This is a genomic window from Sinomonas sp. B1-1 (assembly GCF_050474465.1).
Classification (GTDB): Bacteria; Actinomycetota; Actinomycetes; order Actinomycetales; family Micrococcaceae; genus Sinomonas; species Sinomonas flava.
This window is the reverse complement of the sequence record NZ_JBCHVF010000001.1, coordinates 122,598-142,508: the sequence shown is the minus strand read 5'-3', so window position 1 is coordinate 142,508 and position 19,911 is coordinate 122,598. Positions and strand designations below refer to the sequence as shown.

The following is a 19,911-nucleotide window of genomic DNA, read 5'->3' as shown; positions in this document are numbered from 1 at the left end:
CGGAGCAGCGCTAGGCGTCGATCTGCTCGCGGTCCAGCTGGGCGCTCCCCGCCACGATGAAGTCCTTGCGCGGGGCGACGTCCGAGCCCATGAGCAGCTCGAAGATCTCCTCGGCCCGCTGCGCGCTCTCGATCGTGACGCGGCGCAGGCTGCGGTGGCGCGGGTCCATCGTCGTCTCTGCGAGCTGGTCGGCGTCCATCTCACCGAGGCCCTTGTAGCGCTGGATCGGCTCCTTGTACCTTCGCCCGTCGGCTTCGAGCCTGCTCAGGAGCCGGTGCAGCTCGCTGTCGGAGTAGGTGTACACCATCTCGTTGGCCTTGGCGCCCGGGTTCACCACCTCGACCCGGTGCAGCGGCGGCACGGCCGCGAAGACGCGGCCCTGCTCGATCATGGGGCGCATGTAGCGGAAGAACAGCGTCAGCAGGAGCGTGCGGATGTGCGCGCCGTCGACGTCGGCGTCGGTCATGAGGATGACCCTGCCGTAGCGGGCCACCGCCGGGTCGAAGCTGCGCCCGGACCCCGCCCCGATCACCTGGATGAGTGCTGCGCACTCGGCGTTCGAGAGCATGTCCCCCACCGAGGCCTTCTGGACGTTGAGGATCTTGCCGCGGATGGGCAGGAGCGCCTGGAACTCGCTCGAGCGCGCGTGCCGCGCCGTGCCTAGCGCGGAGTCGCCCTCGACGATGAACAGCTCCGAGCGCTGGGTGTCGTCCGTGCGGCAGTCGATGAGCTTCGCCGGCAGCGTCGAGGACTCGAGCGCGGTCTTGCGCCGCTGGGTCTCCTTGTGGACCCGCGCGGTGATGCGCGACTTCATCTCGTTGACGACCTTCTCCAGCAGCACTGAGCTCTGGTTCTTGTCGCCGCGTGCCGTGGAGCCGAGCTTGGCGCCGAGCTCCTTCTCGACCACCCGCGAGACGATCTGCCGGACGGCGGGCGTGCCGAGGATCTCCTTGGTCTGCCCCTCGAACTGGGGCTCGGCGAGACGCACGGTCAGGACCGCGGTCATGCCCGCGAGCACGTCGTCCTTCTCGATCTTGTCGTTGCCGGCCTTGAGCTTGCGGGCGTTGGACTCGATGGCTTTGCGGAAGACCTTCAGCAGCGCCGCCTCGAAGCCGGACTGGTGGGTGCCGCCCTTGGGAGTGGCGATGATGTTCACGAACGTCCGCATCGTGGTGTCGTACCCGACGCCCCAGCGCAGGGCGACGTCGACCTCGCAGGAGCGCTCCACCTCGGCGATGCGCGAGTGGCCGCGCTCATCGAGCACCGGGACGGTCTCGGTGAACGTGCCCGCGCCGTGCAGGCGCCAGACGTCCGTCACGGGCGCGTCGATGGCGAGGAAGTCGACGAACTCCGAGATGCCGCCGTCGTGGTGGAACACCTCCTCGTGCGGCCCGTCGGCGCCCGGAGTGCCCGGCAGACGCCGCTCGTCGCGGACCGTGATGCGAAGACCCGGGACGAGGAAGGAGGTCTGGCGGGCGCGCCCCACGAGGTCGTCGTAGGAGAACTTCGCGTCCGGGGTGAAGATCTGCGAGTCGGCCCAGTAGCGGATCCGAGTGCCCGTCACCCCGCGCTTGGCCTTGCCCACGACGTCGAGCACGGAGTCGTCGACGAACGGCTCGAAGGACGCGGTGGGGCTCAGGCGGCCCGCGTCCTTGAAGCGGCCGGGCTCCCCGCGCCTGAACGACATCTGGTAGGTCTTGCCGCCGCGGTCCACCTGGACGTCGAGGCGCGCGGAAAGAGCGTTCACCACGGACGCGCCGACACCGTGCAGGCCTCCCGAGGCGGTGTAGGAGCCGCCGCCGAACTTGCTCCCCGCGTGAAGCTTCGTGAACACGACTTCGACGCCGGTGAGCCCAGTCTTGGGTTCGACGTCCACGGGAATACCGCGGCCGTCGTCGTGGACCTCCACCGACCCGTCGGCGTGGAGGATGACCGCGATCTCGTGACCGAAGCCGGCGAGAGCCTCGTCGACGGAGTTGTCGATGATCTCCCAGAGGCAGTGCATGAGGCCGCGCGAATCCGTCGAGCCGATGTACATGCCCGGGCGCTTCCGGACGGCCTCGAGACCCTCGAGGACGGACAGGTGCCGGGCGGTGTATTCAGAACTCGGTGCCACGCGCGGGGAACTCCTTCGGGACGCTGCATTGGTTCCTGCGACGAGGGCAGGGTACAGGCCAAGGGTAGTCACTGATGGGGCGCCGAGCCCCACCGGCGCTCCGGCGGTGGCCGGAATGAGGCTCAGCCCGCCGCACTGCGTTGCCGAACCGCAATACGCCCCGAGCGAAAGTTGCCTATTCCTGACTCCATTATTCGAGTCCTCGGTGTTAGATGGAGTGAACCGCAAGCCCTACCGGTTACTTGAGAAGGAGGCCTCAGATGACTGCAGCACTCGCGGAGCGCACCCTGACCGCTACGGATCGCTGTGATCGCTGCGGCGCCCAGGCCTACGTTCTCGTGGTCTTGGAAGCGTCCGGCGGCAAGCTCCAGTTCTGCGCGCACCACGCACGCGCCCTCGAGGAGACACTTCGTCCCCTCGCCTCGGTCTGGCACGACGAGTCGGGCCGGCTGACCGAGAAGGCCGCCGTCGCAGACTGAGCGCGCGGCAGGCTCCAGCATGACGGAGGGCCCGGACACCATGGTGTCCGGGCCCTCCGTCATGAACCGGCTCTCAGTCCAGGTAGTCGCGCAGAACCTGCGAGCGCGACGGGTGGCGGAGCTTCGACATCGTCTTCGACTCGATCTGGCGGATCCGCTCGCGCGTGACACCGTAGACCTTCCCGATCTCGTCAAGGGTCTTGGGCTGCCCATCGGTGAGACCGAAGCGCATGGCCACGACGCCGGCCTCCCGCTCCGACAGCGTGTCCAGCACCGAGTGGAGCTGCTCCTGGAGGAGCGTGAAGCTCACCGCGTCCGCCGGAACCACCGCCTCGGAGTCCTCGATGAGGTCGCCGAACTCGGAGTCGCCGTCCTCGCCCAGAGGCGTGTGGAGGGAGATCGGCTCGCGGCCATACTTCTGGACCTCGACGACCTTCTCGGGCGTCATGTCGAGCTCTTTGGCAAGCTCCTCCGGGGTGGGCTCGCGGCCCAGGTCCTGGAGCATCTGCCGCTGGACGCGGGCAAGCTTGTTGATGACCTCGACCATGTGGACCGGGATGCGGATGGTGCGGGCCTGGTCCGCCATCGCGCGCGTGATGGCCTGACGGATCCACCACGTCGCATACGTGGAGAACTTGAAGCCCTTCGTGTAGTCGAACTTCTCCACCGCGCGGATGAGCCCGAGGTTGCCTTCCTGGATGAGGTCGAGGAAGAGCATGCCGCGGCCCGTGTAGCGCTTGGCGAGCGAGACGACGAGGCGAAGGTTGGCCTCGAGCAGATGGTTCTTGGCCCGCTCGCCGTCGTGCACGATCCGTTCGAGGTCATGCCTGTACTGGGCGTCGTAGGTGTCGCCTTCTTCGTCGAGCTTGTGCTTGGCGAAGAGGCCTGCCTCGATGCGCAGGGCGAGGTCGACCTCCTGCTCGGCGTTGAGGAGCGCGACCTTGCCGATCTGCTTGAGGTAGTCCTTGACGGGGTCGGCGGTCGCGCCGGCGCTCGTGACCTGCTGGACGGGGGCGTCGTCCTCGTCGGCGTCGGAGATCACCATCGCCGAGCCGGTGGCCTTCGTCTGCTTGCCGTCAGCCTCGATGACCTCGTCCTCGGCGGCGATCTCGCCTTCGTCGGGGGTAACCGAGTCCAGGTCTTCCTCGGTGGCCTCGTCCTCGGTGGTAGCTTCGGCGGCCTCCTCGCCGGCCTTCTTCGCAGCTGCCTTGCCCTTCGGTGCGGCCTTGGTCGCAGCCTTCGCCGAGGACTTGCGAGCCGCCGGCTTCGCCTTGGACGCTGCCTGGGTCGTCGACCGCTTGGCCGCGCTCGAGGCGGGAGCGCTCTGGGTCGAGGTGTCCTCGGCCGTCGCCGTCTCAGCGGTCCTATTCTCCGTGGGGGGCGTCACGATTACCTTCCTGCCGCAGTGCCGGTGCCGCACTGGAGCGCAACACCACTATGACCCTGTCAAGTCCGAGGAGCGTCTAGCGCAGCCATCACCGGACAGAAGGGTCTGAATGTACAACCCCTCGGCGGCCGCATTCGTTCCCGTCGGAGACCATTGAATTTCTCCCCGGGCGGTGTGCTGCGCATTCCGGTGCTCGGACCCAACCGGGTCTGGGCATCCATTCTCGCACGAACGAGCGCATCGCGCCGCAAACGCGCCCGGAGTGGCAGAAAAATGCGGAGCACGGGCTTGGACGACCGAGGCGCGCCTCCTCCTCGCCCCGCCCGGGCACCGAGCCTCACGCGGCATCGGCGGTGCCGGTGGGCCGCTGCCAGGCGGTGTCCCGGCTTCGCGCCCAGGCCGGGAGTTCGCCGTGCTCGACCACCCTGCGCAGCAGCTGCGCCAGCCGGTAGTCGGGATCGGCGCTCAGGGCGCGCTCGAGAAGCTTGTGGCAGCGGCTCCCTCGGCCTCGGATCCACTGGATCCACGCGAGGATGGTCAGCGCGGGCGCACGCACTTCCGGCGCCTCCGTCTCCGCGAGCGCCTGCACGACGCGATCGAGGACCGCGATGCGGCCCCAATCCGGGGCGGAAGCCGTTGCCCCGAGCAGGACCCGGCCGAACAGGGGCGACGACGCCACCGGGGTGAAGGGCGCCGGACTGCCGGACGCCCGGTCCACGGGAACGGCGATCGCCTCCACTCCCCCGCCCGGCGCGACCGGCAGCCCGTTGGTTCGCATCGCTCCCTCGCCGTCCCACCAGCTGTCAAGGGCTGCCGCGACCTCGGCAGCGGGCAGCCCTCCGGGGAGCGCCGGCGGCAACCCGCCGGGGCGGGTGGCGCGCAGCGGGGCCGTCGCCGCACTGCCCAGCCACGCGGTCGACGCGCCTGCTGCCGCCGAGACCATGACGGCGTCCCGGAGCGCGGGCCGGATGAGCGTCACCCCCAGGAGGCGGAGCCGATCAGGACTGGGCACTGCCGATTCCGCGAGCGCGTCGTCCCAGGCGGCGAGCGCCGCGGTGAAGGCATACGGCTCCCACCACCGGTCCGGGTTCTCGCGGTACGCCTCGAGTGCCGCGGCGGTGGCGGCGGCCGGCGGCGCCGTGGGACGGGGGACGGGCAGCGCCGGGGCCTTTCCATAGGAGCTTCCCCGGAACACCATCTCGGCGCTGATCCTGCCCATGCGAAGCTGCCCCGTAGGGGCGCCCGGCCACGGGCAGCACGTGGGCACAGCGCAGCTGGCAGTGCGCCAGTGCTGCTCCCCCACGATCCACACGTCCAGGACCGGAAGCCCGGCATCGGACAGGGAGGACCGCACCGCGTCCAGGACAGCGGAGTGGGGAGGATACGCAGGATCGTGCCAGGGCTCGCTGGTGTAGAGGGCGAGGACTGCTCCTGCCACCCGGGGGTCCTGGCTTAGGTACCGGGCCACAGTGCCTGCGAAGCGCTCGAGCGCGGCCGGCCGGAGGGACGCAGGCAGGTCGATCCGGAGCGAGGCGCCGAGCTGCCCGTCGCACAGGGCCACCGCGACGAGGCTTTCCCGGGGCCAGTCACCGAGCGCATGCGGGATGTAGGCGAGGATGTCCTCCGCGGACCTGATGGTGATGGGGCCGTCGCCGAGGCCGTCCGACGGCCGGGAATCCGGTGCCGTCGCTGGCTCCTCGGCCGACGGTTGGGAGGGAATTGGCTGCATGTCGTCCATGGCGTCAGTCTCGCCGCGAGATCCCGCACGCGGCGGCCCCTATCCCGCCCATGTGGACAACTCGACGTGGACAGGCCTTGTGGAGGAGCAGTCAGCGCCGTCGGCGCGACCGGAACTGGGCCCAGACCTCGCGCAGCGGCGGCACGTGGACGTTCTGGGCCGCGAGGTCGCGGCGCACCTTCCGCCGCACGCCGAGGAGCGCGAGAGTTCCTCCGGCCATCACGAGGAGCTGCACCGCGAGCGCCACACGGAATGCATCGAGGCTGTAGAGGCCGCCCGGTGAGAGGCCGAGGGCGTGCTGGACGTCCAGGAGGTAGCCGATGAGGAACATCGTCAGGAGCGCCGCAACGAAGCCCCCCGAGTTCACGATTCCTGTCGCGGTTCCGAGCCGGTGCGACGGGTTGAACGTCCGGGCAAAGTCGAACCCGATCATCGAGCACGGGCCGCCGAGCGCCAGGACCGCGACGAGGATCGCCATGAGCCAGACGGGCGCGCCGCCGGGGAGGAGCAGGACCGCAGCCCACGCGACCGCCGTGAGCCCGGTGATAGCCAGGACGAGCGTGGATCTGCGCAGCGGGTGCCGTGCGACGAACCGGCCCATCGGCGGCCCCGCGACCAAGGCGACCGCGACGAAGAAGGACATCAGGCCCGCGGCCGTGGAGGCGTCGTACCCCTGGCCGGCGACCATGAAGGGGAAGCCCCAGGCGAGGGCGAAGACGTTCCCGCTGAACTGGACCGTGAAGTGGCTCCAGAGCCCGAGCCGCGTCCCGGGCTGCCGCCAGGCCGCCGCGAGGACCTCCCGTGTCCCCTCGGTCGGTCCCTCTCTGGGCGCCGAGACGCCGGGAGGGGCATTCCGGAGGAGGGCGAGCACCACCACGATGACGAGCACCGACAGGGCTGCGAGGCTGAGGAACGCCTGCGTCCAGCCGGTGGCGTGCATGAGCGCGAGGAAGGGGATGACGCTCACGAGCTGGCCCACCTGCCCGATCATGCCCGTGAGCTGGCTCAGGAGCGGGGCCTTCCGGCCCTCGAACCAGACGGGGACGAGCCGGAGCACCGACACGAACGTCATCGCGTCCCCCATGCCCACCAGCATGCGGCCGATGATGCCGGTCACCACGCTTTCGGCGACCGCGATCTGGAGCTGGCCGAGCGCCATGAACGTCGCGCCCACGCTGACCATGATGCGGGTGCCGAACCGGTCCACGAGCAGCCCGACCGGAATCTGCAGCGACGCATACACGACCAGCTGGACGACGGTGAAGGCCGAGAGCAGGGTGCCGCCCGCGGAGAACCGCTCCGTGGCCTCGAGGCCGACGACACCGAAGGACGTGCGCTGGACCACCGCGACGAGGTAGGCGAAGACCCCGATCCCCCACACTGTCCACGCCCGCCAGCTGTTCACCCCCCGATCCTAGTGGCCTCCGTCGGGCGTCAGCTCACAGCGGCCCGTCGTGGCGGCCGGCCTCGCCGCCCTCGTGCGTGGCAAGGTAGGCCTCCACGGCCGCGCCGAGATCCTCGGCAGTGGGCAGGCTGTCGGCCGGCCCGGCGAGGAGCGAACGGCGCGGGTGATCGGCCGAGCGGTCGTCGAAGCGCTCCTCGAGGCCCTCGATGAGCTCCCGGACGTCCTCAGACGCTTCGACCTGCTCGGCCACCTGGCGCCCCACCTCCCGGGCAGCCTCACGCAGCCGGTCGCTGGGCAGCATCAGGTGGGACGCCGCGCCCAGGTGCTCGAGCCCTGTGACGGCAGCTGCCGGGTACTCCGACTCGGCAAGGTAGTGCGGGACGTGGACGACGAACCCGGTGACGTCGTGGCCCGCGGCGACGAGCCTGAGCTCGAGGAGGTGGCCGATCGCTGCGGGGAACTCGACCGTCGGCTTCCAGCGCGATATGCCCTCGACGAGCTCGGGCCGGTTGCCATGGACAGTCACACCGAGAGGCCGTGTGTGCGGCACAGGCATTGGAATCGCGTGGACCCACAGGGTGAGGGGCACCTCGAGCCGCTCGACGAGGCCCACGACGGCGTGGGCGAACCGCTCCCACTGGAGGTCCGGCTCCGGACCGGCCAGGAGGAGGTAGGGGCGGCCGAGACCGTCCTCGAGGCGGTACAGGGCGAGCCTCGGCGGCTCGTAGTCCTCGAGGTGGTCCTCGACGAAGCGGATCCGGGGACGCCGCGACCGGTAGTCCATCAGCTGGTCGACGTCGAACGCCGCCAGCGCGCCCTGCGACTGGACGCTGACCAGTTCATCGGTGATCTGGCGCACCGCATGGCCGGCATCGGCGAAGCCGGTGAAGCCCATGATCAGGGGCAGGCCGCGGAGGTCGTCCTGGTCCAGCTCTGCCGCGGCGGTATACAGGCCGGCCGGATCCTGGAGCGGCCCGGACACGGGGTCTAGCACGTCGGATGTCCTCTCTGTCGGCGCCCTGCCCCGATCGGATCCCGGTCGGGCGGCGGGGCTGCAGTGTCCAACGCGCGGGCGCACCCCATCATTCCACCGGGACTACCATCGGAGAGACCTGAAGCAAGCGCAGCACACTGTCCAGCCCGGGCGTTCGGCGCCGGCACACGCCCAGAATCGAGGCCACCAAGTGTTCACCAACAGAGAAGTCACCCTCAGCGCCACGTCGAAGGACCTCCGCAGGACCCCGAGCCAGGTCCTCGTCGTCGGCGTCGCCCAGGACGGTGACGGGCCTCGGCTCCTCGACAGTCCCCTCACCGGACGCAGCGCCGAAGCCGTCGGCTCGACGCTCGCTGCCCTTGGTGTGACGGGCGCTGCGGACCAGCTCCACCGCCTCCCCGGCCTGCCCGAGCTCGGCACCGACGTCCTCGCCCTCGTGGGCGTGGGCAAGCTCGACGGCGGCGCCTCACCGAGCGCCGAGCAGCTGCGCCGCGCCGCCGGCTCTGCCATCCGCCAGCTCGCCGGGAGCGAGACGGTCGTCCTCGCCCTCCCGGCCCCCGACGAAGCATCCGTGGCAGCCGTCGCCGAGGGGGCCGCGCTCGGCGCCTATGCCTACACCGAGCACAAGTCAGCGGCCGACGAGGCGAAGGGCAACGTGCGCCGCGCCGTCGTCTACTCGCCCGCCGCCGGCACGCCGGCCGCCGACGGCGCGCTGGCGCGGGCCGCCGTCCTGGGGTGGGCGGTGAACACCACCCGGACGCTGGTCAACATGCCTCCGAGCCAGCTCTACCCGGAGACGTTCGCCGACGCCGCGAAGGACCTCGCCAAGGGGATGCCCGTCAAGGTCACGGTGTATGACGAGAAGCGGCTCGCGAAGGAGGGCTTCGGGGGCATCCTGGCGGTCGGGCAGGGCTCGCTTCGGCCGCCTCGTCTGGTCAAGGTCGAATACTCGCCCGCCAAGGCCGGGCCCGGCGCCGGCGTCCACCTCGTGGGCAAAGGCATCACCTTCGACACTGGCGGGATCTCGATCAAGCCCGCCGCCCAGATGGACCAGATGAAGAGCGACATGGCCGGTGCAGCCACGGTCCTGAGCTCACTGCTCGCCGCGGCCAGGCTCAATCTCCCCGTCAAGGTCACCGCCTGGCTGTGCATTGCGGAGAACATGCCCTCGGGAAGCGCGCAGCGCCCGGCGGACGTGATCACCATCCGGGGCGGCAAGACGGTGGAGGTGCTCAACACCGATGCGGAGGGACGGCTCGTGATGGCGGACGGCATCGCCGCCGCGAGCGAGGAGAACCCGGCCGCGATCATCGACGTGGCGACGCTCACCGGTGCCGCGCTGATCGCGCTGGGGACCCGCACCGCCGGTCTGATGGGCGACGACGCGGTGACCCAGCCGCTGCTCGCCGCCGCCAGCGCCTCGGGCGAGCCTGCATGGCCCATGCCCCTGCCGGAGGAACTGCGCGCCGGCCTCGACTCGGCCACGGCCGACCTCTCCAACGTCGGCGAGCGGCCAGGCGGCATGCTGACCGCCGCGATCTTCCTCCGGGAGTTCGTCGGCGAGCGCCCCGACGGCTCCGCGATCCCCTGGGCGCACCTCGACATCGCGGGGCCGGCCTTCAACACCGGGTCGGCCTACGGGCACACCCCGAAGCAGGGCACCGGGGCGATCGTCCGCACGCTCGTCTCCTATCTCGAGGATGCGTCGGGCGCCACTCAGTCCTGAGTCCAATTTCACGATATGAGAACTAAAGTCCACTCAACGAAAGTGCTAGAGTTCCCGTGACTCTTGACACAAGGCCGGGACATTCGTTCCGCAGAGGTGGAGCATAGTCAGCCGGGGATATAGGGTTTCCCTGATACCCGGGCCTGTGCGGATCGCGCAGGCAACCAGTCAAACCGACGGCGGAACACGCCGTCCCCAACGGCGAGGGAGCGTCCACGTGGCCGACCAGGCAACTGCGCAGGAATTCGACATCTTGGTTCTCGGCGGCGGAAGCGGCGGGTACGCGACCGCTCTGCGCGCCGTCCAGTTCGGCCTGAGCGTCGGACTCGTGGAGAAGGGCAAGCTCGGGGGCACCTGCCTCCACAACGGCTGCATCCCCACCAAGGCGCTCCTGCACTCGGCCGAACTCGCCGACCACGCCCGGGACTCCGCGAAGTACGGCGTGAACGTCTCTCTCGAGAGCATCGACATGACGGCGGTCAACGCCTACAAGAACGGCGTCGTTGCCGGGAAGTTCAAGGGCCTCACCGGGCTCATCAAGACCAAGGGCATCACAGTCATCGAGGGCGAGGGCCGGCTGACGGGTCCGGACACCGTCACGGTCAACGGCACGGCATACAAGGGCAAGAACATCGTCCTCGCCACGGGCTCCTACTCCCGGAGCCTCCCCGGCCTCGAGATCGGCGGCCGGGTCATCACCTCGGACCAGGCGCTCGAGATGGACTACATCCCCAAGAGCGTGATCGTCCTCGGCGGCGGCGTGATCGGCGTGGAGTTCGCCTCGGTCTGGAAGTCCTTCGGCGTCGACGTCACCATCGTCGAGGGCCTGCCCTCGCTGGTCCCGAACGAGGATGCTGCGATCGTCAAGCAGCTCGAGCGCGCCTTCAAGAAGCGGGGCATCAAGTTCAACACGGGCACGTTCTTCCAGGGCGTCGAGCAGGACGAGAACGGCGTCAAGGTCACCCTCGTCGACGGCAAGACGTTCGAGGCCGAGCTCCTCCTCGTCGCCGTCGGACGCGGCCCCGTCACGGCGAACCTCGGCTACGAGGAGCAGGGCATCACGATCGACCGCGGGTTCGTCATCACCAACGAGCGCCTCCACACGGGCGTCGGCAACATCTACGCCGTGGGCGACATCGTCCCCGGTGTCCAGCTCGCGCACCGCGGCTACCAGCAGGGCATCTTCGTCGCCGAGGAGATCGCCGGCCTCAACCCGGTCGTGGTCGAGGACGTCAACATCCCGAAGGTCACGTACTGCGACCCGGAGATCGCCACCGTCGGCTACACCGAGAAGGCTGCCAAGGAGAAGTTCGGCGAGGACCAGGTCCAGACCCAGGAGTACAACCTGGCCGGCAACGGCAAGAGCTCCATTCTCGGCACCTCGGGCATCATCAAGATCGTCCGCCAGAAGGAAGGCCCGGTCGTCGGCGTCCACATGATCGGCGCCCGCATGGGCGAGCAGGTCGGCGAGGCACAGCTGATCGTCAACTGGGAGGCGTACCCGGAGGACGTGGCGCAGTTCATCCACGCGCACCCGACCCAGAACGAGGCCCTCGGCGAAGCCCACCTCGCACTGGCCGGCAAGCCGCTGCACGGCTGACACGCCGCCGCCACGATTCGCAGAGCAGAGAACTAAGGAGCACGGGGATCCATGTCTGAATCCGTCAACCTTCCAGCCCTCGGTGAGAGCGTCACCGAAGGCACCGTCACCCGCTGGCTGAAGCAGGTCGGCGACCGGGTCGAGATCGACGAGCCGCTCGTCGAGGTGTCCACCGACAAGGTCGACACCGAGATCCCGTCCCCCGTCGCGGGCGTCCTCGAGCAGATCCTCGTGGCCGAGGATGAGACCGCCGAGGTCGGAGCCCCCCTGGCCGTCATCGGTGACGGCACCGGGTCCGGCGACTCCTCCGCCGCACCCGCGGCCGAGGCTGCGCAGGCAGCGCCCGAGCCGGCCGCGCAGCCGCAGGCCGAGCCCGCCGCTGCGGCCCCCGAGCAGGCGCCCGCGCCCGAGCCTGCGGAGCCTTCCGTGGCACAGGCTGCGCCCGACGGGCACGAGGTCACGCTTCCGGCGCTCGGCGAGAGCGTCACCGAGGGCACGGTGACCCGCTGGCTCAAGGCCGTGGGCGACGCGGTCGAGGTCGACGAGCCGCTCCTGGAGGTCTCGACGGACAAGGTGGACACCGAGGTTCCCTCGCCGGTCGCCGGCACGCTCCTCGAGATCCGCGTCGGCGAGGACGAGACCGCCGAGGTTGGGGCTGTCCTCGCCGTGGTCGGGTCCGGGTCCGCCCCCGCCCCGGCGGCTGAGCCCGAGCCCGCGCCCGCCGCGCAGCCCGAGCCGGCCGCCGAGCCCGCACCCGCCGCGCAGGCCGCACCGGCGCCCGCTGCTGAGCCCGCACAGGCCGCACCGGCGCCCGCTGCTGAGCCCGCACAGGCCGCACCGGCTCCGGCAGCAGCCCCGTCCGGCGGTGAGTCCGGCTATGTGACCCCGCTCGTGCGCAAGCTCGCCAACCAGCACGGGATCGACGTCACGACCCTCACCGGCACCGGCGTCGGCGGCCGCATCCGCAAGCAGGATGTGCTCGATGCGGCCGAGGCGAAGAAGGCCGCGAGCCAGCAGGCCCCCGCCGCGGCTCCGGCGGCAGCCCCCTCCGCCCCCGCACAGGCGCAGCCGGCTCCGGCAGCGTCGAGCCTGCGCGGCACGACGGAGAAGGCCCCGCGGATCCGCCAGGTCATCGCGCGGCGGATGCGCGAGTCGCTGGACGTCTCGACGCAGCTCACGCAGGTGCACGAGGTCGACATGACCAAGATCGCCAAGCTCCGCGACCGCGCCAAGGCGCAGTTCCAGGCGCAGAACGGCGTCAAGCTCACCTTCCTGCCGTTCATTGCCAAGGCGGTGGCCGAGGCGCTCAAGCAGCACCCGAAGCTCAACGCGGAGTACGACGAGGAAGCCCAGCAGATCACCTACCACAACGCGGAGCACCTCGCGATCGCTGTGGACACGGACAAGGGCCTCCTCGTCCCCGTGATCAACAACGCCGGCGACCTCAACCTCGCGGGCCTCGCCGGCCGCATCGCCGATGTCGCCTCGCGCACGCGCAGCAACAAGATCGGCCCGGACGAGCTCTCGGGCGGCACGTTCAGCATTACCAACATCGGCTCGGTCGGCGCCCTCTTCGACACGCCGATCATCAACCAGCCGCAGGTGGCGATCCTGGGCACGGGTGCGATCGTGAAGCGTCCGTGGGTCACCCAGAACGCCGACGGCGACGACGTCATCGCGATCCGCTCGATGATGTACCTCTCGCTCACCTACGACCACCGCCTCGTCGACGGTGCGGACGCCGGGCGCTTCCTCCAGACGCTCCGTGCCCGCCTCGAGGCCGGTGCGTTCGAGGCCGACCTCGGCCTCTGACCGGATCGCCTCCGCAGGACGGCGCCCGCCACGGTCGTGGCGGGCGCCGTCCTGCATCGTTATCCAGTTGGGATTCCGCCGCCGGCCGCATAGGTCCTGTCGGCCCGCCACGCGCCGATAGACTCGGGGCATGTCTGTCGTCTACAACATCGTCGTCTTCCTGCACATCGTCGGTGCGGCAATGATCCTCGGCCCTTGGATCGCCAACATGAAGCAGCCGACCGTCGGCCCCCGGCAGTTCGACGGTGCGATGACCCAGCTCGTCACGGGCATCATCCTCATGGGCCTCATCCCCGTGCTCGGGCAGACCGACGAGGACTTCGCGAACCCGAACTACCCCAAGCTCATCACCAAGTTCGTGGTCGCCGTCGTGATCGGGGCCCTCGCGTTCGTGGGCAACCGCCAACGGAAGTCCGGGTCCGTCGTCGCGCCCGGCCTCGCGCACTCCGTAGGCGGCCTCGCGCTCCTCAACGTCGCGATCGCCACGCTCTGGAAGTAGTCCCCTCCCGTCCTGCAGGCCCGCCAGCCGGCGTCATGCCCGGCCAGCGGGCCTGTCCTGTGCCTAGGATGGTCGTGGACGGCGCCGTCCTGCGACGGCGTCGGAACGCATTGACCACGAACTCAAGGAGGACGCATGGCTACCATCCGCACCGCCCACACCGTCTGGCAGGGGAACCTCTTCGAGGGCGCCGGCCAGACCACCTTCGACACCTCGGGTCTCGGCACGTACGACGTCACCTGGAAGGCCCGCAGCGAGGAGGCCAACGGCAAGACGAGCCCGGAGGAGCTCATTGCGGCCGCCCACTCGGCCTGCTTCTCGATGGCGTTCAGCAACGAGCTCGACAGCGCCGGCTACAAGGCCGAGCGGATCGAGGCGAAGTCTGAGGTCGGCTTCGAGCCCGGCAAGGGTGTCACGGGCAGCAACCTGACCCTGACCGCCAGGATCCCCGGCATCTCCGAGGACGAGTTCCAGCAGATCGCCGAGAAGGCGAAGGCCGGCTGCCCTGTGAGCCAGGCCCTCTCCATCCCGATCACGCTCTCGGCAGCGCTCGAGTCCTGATCCGCGAGCCGTAGTGCGAGAAGGCCCCCTCCCGCAACGGGAGGGGGCCTTCTCGTGCTGGCGGCGCCTCAGCCCTCGTACGCCGGAACCGCCTCGGCGTCGGCCAGGTCCTGCGGACGCGGGGGCAGCGGCGCGGGGCGCACGGACCGGTAGCCCCTGCGCGCGGGCGGGCGCTGGGTGGGGATCTCCACGAGCATCTCCTTGAGCACCCCGATGCCGTGCTCAAGCTGCGGGTCGATGCCGGCCGCGTAGGCGTGCGGAGGGTACGGGACCTCGATGTCCGGGTCCACGCCGTGGTTCTCGACGTCCCACCCGATCCCGCCTTCGAACCAGGTCGCGTAGCGTGGCTGCGCCACCGACGTGCCGTCGGCGAGCTTGAAGCGGTTGTCGATCCCGACGACGCCGCCCCACGTCCGGGTGCCGACCACGGGGCCAATCCCCCGCAGCTTGCTGACCTGCGTGATGATGTCGCCGTCGGACCCGGCGAACTCGTCGGCCAGGATCACGACGGGGCCGCGTGGCGCATGGCGCGGGTAGGTCCGCGGCTGCTCGCCCCGCGGCATGCTCCAGCCCGTGACCCGGCGCCCGATCAGCTCGGCCACGAGCTGGGACGTGTGGCCGCCGCGGTTCCGCCGCACGTCGACCACGAGGGCGTCGAGCGCGGTCTCGGTGTCGAGGTCCCGGTGCAGCTGCGCCCAGCCGCGCGCGCCCATGTCGGGGACATGGAGGTAGCCGAACCTGCCCTCGGAGGCCTCCCTCACGAGTCTCCGGTTCGCCTGGACCCAGTCCTGGTAGCGCAGCCGCTCTTCGTCGCGGATGGGCACAACGGCGATCCGCCGGCTCGTGCCGGCCGCGTCGCCGTGGGCGGGACCGTTGAGCATGGTCAGCTCGACGGTCTTCCCGGCCGCGCCCGCGAGTGCCAGCGCGGGACCGAACTCGGCCGTGAGCGGCACGCCGTCGATCTCGAGGAGGCGGTCACCCGCGCGGACGCCCGCGCCCGGCGACGCGAGAGGGGACGCGGCAAGCGGGTCCGAGGACTCGTTCGCGAGGACCCGCCGCACCACCCAGCCGCCGTCGAAGTCGAACTCGCCGCCGAGTCGCCCCTGGCCGCCGGCTCCCGCTTCCGTCACGAGCGCAGGCGTCACGAACGCGTGCGACGTGCCGAGCTCACCGTGCATCTCCCACAGGAGGTCCACGAGGTCATCGTGGGAGCCGAGGCGCTCCACGAGCGGGCGGTACCGGTCGTGGACCTCCTCCCAGTCGGCGCCGGCCATGTCCGCGGTCCAGAAGAAGTCGCGCTGGAGCCGCCAGGCCTCCTCGAACGCCTGACCCCACACGGACACCGGGTCGAGGCGGACGCGGATGCGGTCCAGTTCCACCGTGATGTGGTCCCCGTGGCCGTCCTCGGCGGGACGGTCGCTCGGGACGCAGTGGACTGCACGGTCGCGGATGTAGACGACCCGGCCGCCGTCCCCGCTGATCCGGTAGCTGTCCAGGGCCCCGACGAGGGTCGTCTCGGCTCCCGTGACCAGGTCGAGCCGCTGCAGCGTGGGCGGGGTGTCCTTGTCGCCCGGCTTGGCCTTGCCGTCGCCTGTCGCCCCGACGAGGTCCTGGGAGAGCCACAGGAGTGCGTCCTTCGCTGCCGTCAGGCGCGAGTAGTTTCCCTGCCGCACCGGAAGGGCCACGATGCGGTGCGCGATCCCCTCGAGGTCGACCGTCACCGACGGCGCGCTCCCCGCGCTCCCGGCGGTGGAGGACGACGGCGCGCGGCTGGCCCCGGCGTCGTCCGCGGCGTCCCCGCCGTCCGACGAGGCGGGGCCTGACGCGGCGAAGTCGGCCACGCGGGGCCCGAAGGGGCTCGCGGCCGTGGCCTCGAGCGGGAGGATGTACGGCTTGATGGGGCTCGGGAAGGACAGGTCGAAGGAGTGGCCGTCGTAGACGGGGTCGAAGCTCCGGCCGGAGAGGAACGCGAGGTACTTCCCGTCCGGGGTGAAGGCCGGGGAGGCGTCCCAGAAGCGGCCGTCGGTCACCTCGGCGACCCGGCCCGTGCCCACCTCGGCAAGGCGGATCCTCGAGCGCGAGCCGAACGCCGTCACGGGCTCGCTCCACGCGAGCCAGCGGGAGTCCGGGCTCCAGGCAAGCTGCTCGATGCTGCCCTCGTTCACCGTGCTCAGCGTCGTCGCCGTGCCGGCGTCCACATCGACAAGGTGGACCTCGCCGAAGGCGGTTCCCGCCGCGACGAATCGGGCGTCGGGGCTGGGGAGGAGTTCCGCGACGCGGCTCGCACTCGGCAGGGCGACCCGGCGCAGGCGCGGCAGGGCGTCCGCCTCGGCCTCGACGTCGACCGGGACGGTGCGGCGGCCGGGGACCACGTACGAGCGCGGCGCGCGGGCCGCCGACGCCGACGCTGCCGGCAGGCCCGCCGGGACGGGCTGCGGACGACTGTCGTCGGAGAGCCCATAGGTCTGGCCCTGCACGCCGGCGCCGGGCCGCTCGTCTGCGGGAGCCCCCGTGAAAGCCGAGACCGGGCGGGGAAGGCCGTCGTCGGACGCGGTGGCCGCGGCCCCGGTCCCGTCCTCGGTACGGCCCACTGCGCGGCCCGCTGCGGCGAGGGCAGCCTCCTCGGCGCCGGAGAGCCGCTTGATGAACAGGCCCTCCTCCCCCTCGTGGTCGGCGATGAACACCACGGAGTCCGTTCCCAGGGGCCGGGCGAGGCGCGCCCGAACGCCGGGCGTGGCCTCGACGACACGCGAGGGGCCGTCCCGATGGGTCAGCCAGTGCACGGTCCCGTGCGACTCGACGACGCTCGCGCGCCCGTCCGGCGTCGGGACGACATCGCCGAGGTGGCGCGCGACGGCGAGCGGCATGGAGCGCCGCGAGGTCGAAGCGGAGGCCAGTGCGATGTCGAGGCGACGGGGCTCTGCGTCGAGCGAGTCCAGGAGCCAGAGCTCACCCGCCGACTCGAAGGCGACGCGGACGCCGTCGGTGCTCGCGTGCCGGACGTAGAAGCGGTCAGAGTCGGTATGGCGGCGCAGGTCGCGCCCGGAGCGGTCCACCGAGTAGAGGTTGCCCACGCCCTCGTGGTCGGAGAGGAACGCGATCCGGCCTCCCACCCAGAGGGGGTCGCAGAGGTTGCCGTCGAGCTCTGGGACGAGCCGGCGGAACTCGCCGCCGCCGTCGGGGTCGATCCAGAGCTTGCCGGCCGCGCCTCCGCGGTAGCGCTTCCAGGAAGCCGGGTCGCGCGTCAGGACGCTGCTGACCACGACCGGCCTCTCGTCGCCGATGCTGGGCCCGAACGCCACCGAGTCGACCGGCCCGTACGGGAGCTCCTCGAGCCATCCGCCCTCGACCGGCATCGTGTAGGCATGGGTGTGGCGGGCGTCGGGCTGGTTGTGGGCGCTCGTGACGATGACGCGCCCAGAGGGGTCGAAGCCGCGCACCCGGGTCGTGGAGTGCCCGAACCAGCTCAGCTGCCGGAACCCGCCGCCGTCCACATCCGCGGACACGACCTCGGGCGCGCTCCCCTGCACCACCGTCCAGACGACCTTGGTGCCGTCGGGCGTGAAGCGGGGGTTCCGTGCCGGCAGCCGCAGGGCGGACAGCCGCCACGCCCGGCCCCCGGCGACGGGAGCGAGCCAGACGTCATCCTCGGCGACAAAGGCCACGAGGTCCCCGTGCACGTGGGGATAGCGGAAGTAGCTGGAGCCAGTCATCCTCCGATCATAGGCAGGCGGCCCGGGCACGACAGGGCGTGCCGCCAGCGCGGCACAGCTGTGTGACGCACGCCGCAGCGGCACTTCAGGCAGGCAGGATGCGCGCTACCTGCCAGCGTCCTTCCTCACGCCCGAGCACGATCCGAAGCTCCTGGTCCACGCCGGCCGCCCGCTCGCCTACGGTCGCACCCGCACTGTCCCGCACGGTGTAGCCGCTCGTGACGATCCGGACACGCACGACGGCGCCCCGGTCACCGCCCGCGGGCACGGCGCCCTCCGCGGATCGCGCGGCATCGGCGGGAACCGCAGGGGCTGCATCCCGCGCCGCGGAGAGGACGCGGGCGCTGAACCCCTCGAGCCGCCGCCCAGCCGAGTCGAGGCGATCCAGCAGCGCGGCGTCCGCAGCCGCCGTCTCGGAGGCGGGCACGTTGACCGCCGCCAGGAGCTCCCGGTCCTTCGCCGCGATCGCGTGTGCGCGGATCTCCGACAGCGCCTGCACGGCCTGCACGGGGTCTGCCGACTCCGCGCCGCGGCGCAGCTGGTCCGGGAGCCCCGCCCACGCAGCGGCTGCCACTGCGGGCCCCCGCCCCATCCCCTCGGGGACGGAAACCGTGGCAGCGCTGCGGGGGGCGAGGGCATGGGGCCACCAGATCGCCCCCAGCGCGGCGGTGGCGGCCAGAACCGCAGCCGCACCCCAGAGCCGCCGCGCCCTGGCGCGCACTCCCGCCGGCCGAGCCCCGGCGGCCACTGGTGGGCGCCGGCGGCGGCCCGGCCCGCGCCGTCGGCGCCCGGATTCGGGACCGAGCCGGGTGAGCAGGTGCGGGATGACCTCCTCTTCGACCGCCGGGGCGAGGTCCACCCGCTCGGCGCGGGCACTGCGGAAGACCGCCCGGGCGAGCTCCGCGGCCGAGATGCGCTCCCGTGGATCGTCGCGCAGCGCAGCCTCGATGGCGGCCGCGAGCTCCGCGGGCACGTCCTCGACGACGAGCGCGAGCGGTGGGCGCTGCACTGTGGGCTGCGGAGGCTCCCCCGTGAGGGCGAACCACGCAACGGCGCCGAGGGAGAACACGTCTCCCGCAGCGGAGAGCGCGGCCGGCCTGAACGCGGTTCCGGCGGCGCGGGGGCCGCCGTCGTCCGCCGTGAGGGTCGACACGCCGCCCGGCAGCGACGCCGGGTCACGGAACCCCGGCGTGCCGCCCGCTCCCGTCGAGACGTCCCCGACCATGCGGGCCAGCCCGAAGTCGCCCAGCAGCGGCTTGCCCTGTGCCGTGAACAGGATGTTGCCGGGCGAGACGTCTCCGTGCGTGCTCCCCTCGGCGTGCAGCGCTGCGAGAGCCTGGGCGATCGGCGTCACCACGGTCACGCACTCCCCGACCCCCAGCCGGCCGCGCACGCGGACGAGGTTCCCGAGCGAGCCGCCGGGGGCGTAGTCCATCAGGAGGGCCACGGCGCCGGCGTCGCCGTCGGCCGTCATGGCAGCGCGCACGGGGAGGAGGTGCTCGTGTTCCCGCGACCTCGACAGCCGCAGCTCGCGCCGCGCGAGCGCGAGGGCAGCTGCGCCGCCCCCCGCATCCGGCCCGGGCGCGAGGACCTTGGCGGCCAGCATCCGGCCACCATCCGCCTCGCGGACGAGCCACACGCTGGCCGACCCGCCGCGGCCGAGAAGGCGCACGACCTCATAGCCGGGCAGGGCGGGCGCTCCGGTCTCGGGCGAAGGGCCGGACGGGTGGATCTCGGGCAGAGGTTCCATGGCTCATGTCTACCGCAGGGCGGCGGATGCTGCAGAAGTTATCCACAGGTCCGAGCTGAGGCGGCAGCATGTGGCGTCCCCCACGTCAATGCGACGTTGACCACACTCCGGGGGCCGGCGGGGAGGCCGGG

General features: G+C 71.3%; 13 protein-coding genes. 6 read left to right on the top strand and 7 right to left on the bottom strand.

Annotated elements, in window-relative coordinates; translation table 11 throughout:
- Positions 1-10 precede the first annotated feature (10 nt).
- Complete coding sequence (locus tag ACQ5BE_RS00635; RefSeq protein ID WP_430295048.1) at positions 11-2,116, bottom strand: DNA gyrase/topoisomerase IV subunit B; 2,106 nt, start codon at positions 2,114-2,116, stop codon at positions 11-13.
- Between the two features lie 260 nt (positions 2,117-2,376).
- Between ACQ5BE_RS00635 and ACQ5BE_RS00630 the strand changes: the two genes are divergently transcribed.
- Positions 2,377-2,595, top strand: a complete 219-nt coding sequence (locus ACQ5BE_RS00630; protein WP_430295047.1) for a DUF7455 domain-containing protein — start codon at positions 2,377-2,379, stop codon at positions 2,593-2,595.
- 73 nt (positions 2,596-2,668) lie between these two features.
- On the opposite strand, the gene ACQ5BE_RS00625 is transcribed toward ACQ5BE_RS00630, so the two are convergent.
- The 4 genes from ACQ5BE_RS00625 to ACQ5BE_RS00610 all read right to left on the bottom strand — a co-directional run bounded on the left by ACQ5BE_RS00625 (position 2,669) and on the right by ACQ5BE_RS00610 (position 8,119).
- Positions 2,669-3,982 carry an RNA polymerase sigma factor gene (locus ACQ5BE_RS00625; protein ID WP_430295045.1) on the bottom strand — a complete coding sequence of 438 codons (1,314 nt, stop codon included), beginning with the start codon at positions 3,980-3,982 and terminating at the stop codon, positions 2,669-2,671.
- 337 nt (positions 3,983-4,319) lie between these two features.
- On the bottom strand, positions 4,320-5,720 hold the full coding sequence (locus tag ACQ5BE_RS00620; protein WP_430295043.1) for a DUF4192 family protein: 1,401 nt from the start codon (positions 5,718-5,720) through the stop codon (positions 4,320-4,322).
- 91 nt (positions 5,721-5,811) lie between these two features.
- Positions 5,812-7,125, bottom strand: a complete 1,314-nt coding sequence (locus tag ACQ5BE_RS00615; protein ID WP_430295042.1) for an MFS transporter — start codon at positions 7,123-7,125, stop codon at positions 5,812-5,814.
- Positions 7,126-7,159: 34 nt separating this feature from the next.
- The gene (locus ACQ5BE_RS00610; RefSeq protein WP_430295041.1) at positions 7,160-8,119 is read right to left on the bottom strand and encodes a proteasome assembly chaperone family protein; all 960 of its coding nucleotides are present in this window, start codon (positions 8,117-8,119) and stop codon (positions 7,160-7,162) included.
- 190 nt (positions 8,120-8,309) lie between these two features.
- Between ACQ5BE_RS00610 and ACQ5BE_RS00605 the strand changes: the two genes are divergently transcribed.
- From ACQ5BE_RS00605 to ACQ5BE_RS00585, 5 genes are all read left to right on the top strand, one after another.
- A complete protein-coding gene (locus tag ACQ5BE_RS00605) occupies positions 8,310-9,845 on the top strand; it encodes a leucyl aminopeptidase (protein ID WP_430295040.1) in 1,536 nt (511 codons plus the stop codon).
- 217 nt (positions 9,846-10,062) lie between these two features.
- Positions 10,063-11,445 (top strand): dihydrolipoyl dehydrogenase, encoded by a 1,383-nt coding sequence (gene lpdA, locus ACQ5BE_RS00600; protein ID WP_430295039.1) that lies wholly within the window; start codon positions 10,063-10,065, stop codon positions 11,443-11,445.
- 51 nt (positions 11,446-11,496) lie between these two features.
- Positions 11,497-13,257, top strand: coding sequence for a 2-oxoglutarate dehydrogenase, E2 component, dihydrolipoamide succinyltransferase (gene sucB / locus ACQ5BE_RS00595; RefSeq protein WP_430295038.1), 1,761 nt, complete (start codon positions 11,497-11,499; stop codon positions 13,255-13,257).
- A gap of 130 nt (positions 13,258-13,387) precedes the next feature.
- Positions 13,388-13,756, top strand: a complete 369-nt coding sequence (locus ACQ5BE_RS00590; protein WP_430295037.1) for a hypothetical protein — start codon at positions 13,388-13,390, stop codon at positions 13,754-13,756.
- 135 nt (positions 13,757-13,891) lie between these two features.
- Entirely contained in the window at positions 13,892-14,317 is a 426-nt protein-coding gene (locus tag ACQ5BE_RS00585) for an OsmC family peroxiredoxin (protein ID WP_430295036.1), read from the top strand.
- Positions 14,318-14,385: 68 nt separating this feature from the next.
- Here the strand turns inward: ACQ5BE_RS00585 and ACQ5BE_RS00580 are convergent, their stop codons facing one another.
- Together ACQ5BE_RS00580 and ACQ5BE_RS00575 are read right to left on the bottom strand one after the other, a co-directional pair.
- Complete coding sequence (locus tag ACQ5BE_RS00580) at positions 14,386-18,030, bottom strand: S41 family peptidase (protein ID WP_430295035.1); 3,645 nt, start codon at positions 18,028-18,030, stop codon at positions 14,386-14,388.
- Positions 18,031-18,115: 85 nt separating this feature from the next.
- Positions 18,116-19,780 carry a protein kinase domain-containing protein gene (locus tag ACQ5BE_RS00575; RefSeq protein ID WP_430295034.1) on the bottom strand — a complete coding sequence of 555 codons (1,665 nt, stop codon included), beginning with the start codon at positions 19,778-19,780 and terminating at the stop codon, positions 18,116-18,118.
- Positions 19,781-19,911 lie beyond the last annotated feature (131 nt).

Excerpts from the sequence above, each read along its gene's own strand:
- ACQ5BE_RS00630 (WP_430295047.1), top strand. The coding sequence starts at position 2,377 with ATGACTGCAGCACTCGCGGAGCGCACCCTGACCGCTACGGATCGCTGT.
- ACQ5BE_RS00620 (WP_430295043.1), bottom strand. The coding sequence starts at position 5,720 with ATGGACGACATGCAGCCAATTCCCTCCCAACCGTCGGCCGAGGAGCCA.
- sucB (WP_430295038.1), top strand. The coding sequence starts at position 11,497 with ATGTCTGAATCCGTCAACCTTCCAGCCCTCGGTGAGAGCGTCACCGAA.
- ACQ5BE_RS00590 (WP_430295037.1), top strand. The coding sequence starts at position 13,388 with ATGTCTGTCGTCTACAACATCGTCGTCTTCCTGCACATCGTCGGTGCG.
- ACQ5BE_RS00585 (WP_430295036.1), top strand. The coding sequence starts at position 13,892 with ATGGCTACCATCCGCACCGCCCACACCGTCTGGCAGGGGAACCTCTTC.
- ACQ5BE_RS00580 (WP_430295035.1), bottom strand. The coding sequence starts at position 18,030 with ATGACTGGCTCCAGCTACTTCCGCTATCCCCACGTGCACGGGGACCTC.
- ACQ5BE_RS00575 (WP_430295034.1), bottom strand. The coding sequence starts at position 19,780 with ATGGAACCTCTGCCCGAGATCCACCCGTCCGGCCCTTCGCCCGAGACC.